Annotated in this window: 3 protein-coding genes and 2 pseudogenes; 1 reads left to right on the forward strand and 4 read right to left on the reverse strand. The window is 73.9% G+C overall.

All coding sequences use genetic code 11. From position 1 onward, the window contains the following. The 4 genes and pseudogenes from ACWCRJ_RS34535 to ACWCRJ_RS34550 form a co-directional block, all read right to left on the reverse strand. A pseudogene (locus ACWCRJ_RS34535) lies at positions 1–696 on the reverse strand (Rne/Rng family ribonuclease); the annotation flags it as partial. 245 nt (positions 697–941) lie between these two features. Then, positions 942–1,811 (reverse strand): TIGR03936 family radical SAM-associated protein, encoded by an 870-nt coding sequence (locus ACWCRJ_RS34540; RefSeq protein WP_450942977.1) that lies wholly within the window; start codon positions 1,809–1,811, stop codon positions 942–944. 48 nt (positions 1,812–1,859) lie between these two features. Further along, positions 1,860–3,095 carry a hypothetical protein gene (locus tag ACWCRJ_RS34545; protein WP_450942978.1) on the reverse strand — a complete coding sequence of 412 codons (1,236 nt, stop codon included), beginning with the start codon at positions 3,093–3,095 and terminating at the stop codon, positions 1,860–1,862. A 110-nt stretch (positions 3,096–3,205) separates the two neighbouring features. Continuing rightward, positions 3,206–4,387: a glycosyltransferase gene (locus tag ACWCRJ_RS34550; protein WP_450942979.1), complete on the reverse strand. Its 1,182-nt coding sequence runs from the start codon at positions 4,385–4,387 to the stop codon at positions 3,206–3,208. 241 nt (positions 4,388–4,628) lie between these two features. Here ACWCRJ_RS34550 and ACWCRJ_RS34555 point away from each other — a divergent pair. Next, positions 4,629–5,126: pseudogene (locus ACWCRJ_RS34555) on the forward strand (collagen-like protein); the annotation flags it as partial.

A 5,126-nucleotide genomic window follows, 5' to 3' on the forward strand; every position in this document is an offset into this window, starting at 1 on the left:
GGCAGCGGCCTCGGACGCGGCGGCGCCCTCCTCGGCGGCCTGCGGCGCACCGGTCGGGGCAGTGGCCCGGCGAGTCGCACGACGACGCGTACGAGCAGCGGGCGCGGCCTCCTCGACAGCGGCGGGAGCCTCGACGGCCGCAACCTCGACCGGGGCAGCGGCCTCGGACGCGGCGGCGCCCTCCTCGGCGGCCTGCGGCGCACCGGTCGGGGCAGTGGCCCGGCGAGTCGCACGACGACGCGTACGAGCGGCCGGCGCGGCCTCCTCGACAGCGGCGGGCGCCTCGACGGCCGCAACCACGGTGGTCTCGGCACTCTCGGCCACGGCGGTGGCGGCGGCCGGCGCCACGGTCTCGACGACCTCGACGGCCTCGGCGTCCTTGGGCGCACCGGCGGGCGCGGAGGCGCGGCGGGTCGCACGACGGCGTGTACGAGCGGGGGGCGCCGCCTCCTCGACGGCGGGCGCCTCGGCGGCTTCCTCGTCCGGCTCGGCGATCGCGTCGGCGGTCGCGAGATCCTCGGACTCGGCGGCCGGTATGGCCGGCACAGTGCTCTCCGCGGCCGTCTCGGCGCCGGCGGACGGCGGTCCCGCGGGGCGGGACGCGGCACGGCGACGGCGGCGCGGCGGCAGCGTGTCGCTCGGTGTGTTCTGCTCGGAGCCCTGCGCGGGCTCTGCGGATTCGATCGATTCGGGCATGCGGGCGTTTCTCCCGTCAGGCTCCCGGGCGCCGCACCCGGTCCGGCAGGGCCGGTGACGTCCGCGGCTCGCGTCGTGCGCGACTGCCGCCGTCCGGGGCGCGGGCGCCGCACGGGAGCTCTCTGTGTCCTGTCTCGCCGGTTCCGTACGCCATGTTGCGTACGGCCTGGCGAAAGTCTTGTGGTCGGTGCGCTGCCCGACCCAGGTGGCTCCCGGATCAAAGGGCGACGCTACGACGTCCGTCCCTACGCGGGGCCCACCGGCGCCGACGCCTTCGCGGCGGCAGTGGGTTCGGCCGTTGAGAGGGCCGGCGCTGCCTCGCGGTCGGGCGCGAGCGGGTCGGTCACCGTGCCGGTCTCTTCATCGAAAAGCCCCTGCGCCAGCCTGGTCACCGCTGCGGGGACCGGCGGCGCCAGGTCGGCCACGGCGCGGAGACCGGACAGGACGTCGTCGGGTCGTACGGCAGGCGTCACGTGCCGAACAACCAGCCGCAGTATCGCACAGGGCTGGTCCGTCGGCCCAGCAAGGGGCACGGCGCCGGCCGCTCCGGTGGAGCCGACGCCTGCGGCGGGCTGTGGACCGGGCGTCTCAGAACCGTCGGCTCCGTCGCTTCCGTCCCGTCCGTCACTACTGGTGAGGTCGACGACGGCAGCCCTGGCGTCGAAGGTCCGCAGACCGTTCTTGGTCCTGCGCTGGACCTCGACGAGGTCCGCCGCCGTGAAGGCCTCGACCGCGCGCGCGGCGTCCGCCGGGTCCACGCCGTCGAGGCGCAGTTCCCACACGGAGGCCGTGAGCCGGTCGGCGAGCCCGGAGGTCCGGGCCTCGACCGCGTCCACGATGTCGAGCCCGGTGGGCAGCGACTCGTCGAGCAGGATCCTGAGCTTTTCCGGGTCGCGCGCGTCGGTGAGCGCGATCTCCAGGTACTCCGCCTCACTGCCCGTGCCGGTGGGTGCGGCATTGGCGTACGACACCTTCGGATGCGGCGTGAACCCCGCCGAGTACGCCATGGGCACCTCGGCACGGCGCAGCGCACGCTCGAAGGCGCGCTGGAAGTCACGGTGGCTGGTGAACCGGAGGCGGCCGCGCTTGGTGTAACGCAGTCGGATGCGCTGCACCGCGGGTGCGGGCGGCGGGCCTTCGGGCTGTCGCTTGCCCAGTGTCGTTCAGTCCTTCGTGAGAGCGGTCGTACTTCTACCAAGAGTACGTGCCCCGGCGGCCACCGGTTCCCGCCCGAGGGCAGGCTTCGGCTCCGCCGGACGTCCGAAGAGTGCCGAGCGCACGGCGGCGCGGGCCTGGCGGGCGGAGTCGCGGGCGGTGGCCCAGGCCTGCCGGGAGGCGCTGCCCACCGCGCGTGCGGCCGCCGTGGCCGGCTTCCACACGGCGTCCCGCACGACATGGCCGGCGGGTGTGAGGACGGTCCGGTACAGCCACCGCGCCGGCTCGACGAGAAGTCGGCGGACGAGGCCGGCCAGGAACCGTCCCATGGCGCGCGAGAGGCGCCCGGCCACGCGCCAGGCGTGCCCGAGGGCGTCCCGCAGCTCCCGGCCCACGACGGCGAGCATCCGCCCGACCGGTACCAGCACCCACCGCCACACGGCGAGCGCGGGCAGCACGAGCAGCACGCGTGCCGTCCAGAAGAACCCGAGCCAGATCCCGGTGAAGACCGTCCGTATGAGCCACCCGGCACCCCGGGCCGCCCACGCCATCGCGTGTCCCACGGGGGTCAGCGCATACCGGTACACCCACCCGGCCGGTACGACGAGGAGGTACCGCGCCAGCCAGGCCAGGGCCGTGAACAGCGCGACCGCGACGGCGGCGGTCCCGGCCCCGACACCCCTGGCCAGCCAGGCGATGCCCCGCCCGAACGGCACCAGCGTCCACCGGTACAGCCACCCGAACCCGGCCCGGAGCCCACCGGCCAGCCGGACGGCCGCGCCCCACATCCCGGCGAACGCCCAGGCGATCGCATGCCCCAAGGGCGTCAGCGCGTACCGGTACACCCACACCGCCGGCACGACCAGCAGCCGGTGCCCGAGCCACCCGAGCCCGTGGGCGACCGGCACGACGGCGTAGCGCCACAGCGCCACCCACGGCCGGACGAGGACGGCCATGGCGACCCACAGCGACGCCCGCCCCAACGGCCGCACCACGGCGTCCCTCAGGAACCGGCCGACCACCACCAGTACATCCCACACCATCCGCACCGGCACGACGAGCACGAGCACGACGATCCGCACGGGAATCCGGATCGCGGCCGTGAGGCATCCCTCGGGCGCCTGCTGCCCCTCGGGAGCCGGCCGCCGCTCGGGCGCCTGCTGCCCCTCGGGCGGGCGCGCCGCCGACAGCTCGGCGGGCGGCTCGACCGGCGGCCGGGCAGGGGGCCTCTTCTCCAGGTCCATGACCACATAGACGCCTCAGCGGCCCGTACGGATGCGACCGTCGGCTGCGCATTCCACGCCGTTCGCAGGCGCGCCCCCGCGCCCGCCCCCGGGCGGTCGGCCGAGGGCCGCTACCGCCTGCGCCCGGAAGCCCTCGCGGACTTGGCGGGCTTGGCGGACCTGGCCGCCTTGCCGGCCCGGGCGGCCTCGGGGCGGCGCACCACGGCGGACAGCTGCGCCCGGGAGGCGTGGGCGGCGGAGAACTCCCGGTTGATCTCCACCTGGCGGCGGACGCGTTCGGGCAGGTCCCGCATGGCCAGCAGACGGTCGCACGCCCGCAGGGCCCCGGCGTGGTCACCCACCCAGTGGGCATTGATGGAGAACTCGAACAGCAGGCCCCAGCGATAGACCCAGGGCCTGGTGAAGAGGAGGTCGTCCGGCGCGGGCCGGTCGACGACGTCGACGAGGAGGGCGTACGCGGTGTGGTAGCGGCGGCGCAGCCGCAGCCGCGAGGCCAGCTCGTAACAGGCCTCCAGCCGCTCGGGGCGTGCCTCCCAGGCCCGCGAGAGCGCGTCCATGGCTCCCGGCCAGTCCTCCTCCTTCTCCGCCCGGAGAATGCCCGCTTCGAGCAGCGAGCAGTACACCTCCTCGCCCCAGCCGCCCATCTCCGCGCGCCGCTCGTACAGGGCGATCGCCTCGCGTGCGTGGCCCAGGTCGCGTTCGGTGTTGGCGAGGTAGAAGACGGTGCGGGGATTGGTGGGGTCGCGGTCGAGTTCGCGTCTGAGCAGGCGCGCGTCGCGCTCGAACTTGTCGCCGCGGCAGCCGCCGTCGGCATGGTCCTCGATGACGATCGCGTCCAGGTTCTCCTGGACGTCGGGCCCGTCGGTGCACGGGTACTCGTGGGTGACGCCCTCGTAGCGCCACAGCCGGTCCCCCCGCATCAGGTGCTTGAAGCGGTGCTGGGTGCCCGGGGTGTCGTAACGCAGCATGTACGAGGTGGCCGTCAGCCGGGGCAGTGGCGCGTCCTGGCGCAGTACGTGGTCGGCGTCGATGGTGAGCAGGAAGTCGGCCCTGCCCCGGGCGTGTTGGATGTTCCGCGTCCGGTTGTGCCCGAAGTCGACCCACGGGTCCTGGCGGAGCTCGCCCGGGATGCCGTCCAGCGCCTCGCGGATCAGGTCCTGCGTACCGTCCGTCGAGCCGGTGTCGGAGATGACCCAGGTGTCGATCAGGGGGCGCACGGAGGCGAGGCAGCGCTCGATCACCCGGGCCTCGTTCTTGACGATCATGCAGAGGCAGATGGTCTGCGGCTTCACGGCCTCACCGGTCCCGGGGACGTTGGAACGCTGCCCGAGCGGCTGCGTGACATATCTCCTCATATCTCACAAATGCCTGCCGACGGCGTCGAATTAGCCCACCCGGGACTCCCGGTTACGCCGACTTGATGATCTACATCCCCGTCCGGTCCAGCGCGCTGGTCGGCTCGGTGGACAGGGGTGAGGCTCACGATCGAGTGAGGGGAAAAGCCCCAAACCGGTTGAAACAAGGAGCACATAGATGAGTCCTGAGCGCAGGACGATCTCGCTGATAGGCCCGCTGGCTCGCGACAGGATCACCAAGGTCAGCACCTTTGCCTCGCTCGCGCTGGTGGTGACAGCCGGTCTGGCCGCCCCCGCCGTCGCGACCACACGAAGCATCTCCGACCACTCCACCATGACGAGGGCCGACGACGAGGAGTGCCCTCCCTCCGAGGATCACGGCCAGGACCACGACGAGCACGGCGGGCAGCAGGCCGACCACGACGAATCGTCGTCCGACTGGTACGACGAGGAGGACCACGACCGCACCGCGACCCTCGGTGGCAACGACGACCACTGCGAGGAAGGTCCCGACGGTCTCACCGGCCCGACCGGCCCCCCGGGAGCGACGGGCGCCACGGGCCCCAGAGGCGAGACCGGCCCCCGGGGCGACACCGGCCCCCAGGGGGAGACCGGCCCCCAGGGCGACACCGGCGAGGCCGGCGCCACGGGTCCGACCGGCCCCACGGGCGCAACC

This window comes from Streptomyces sp. NPDC002324 (assembly GCF_053593335.1).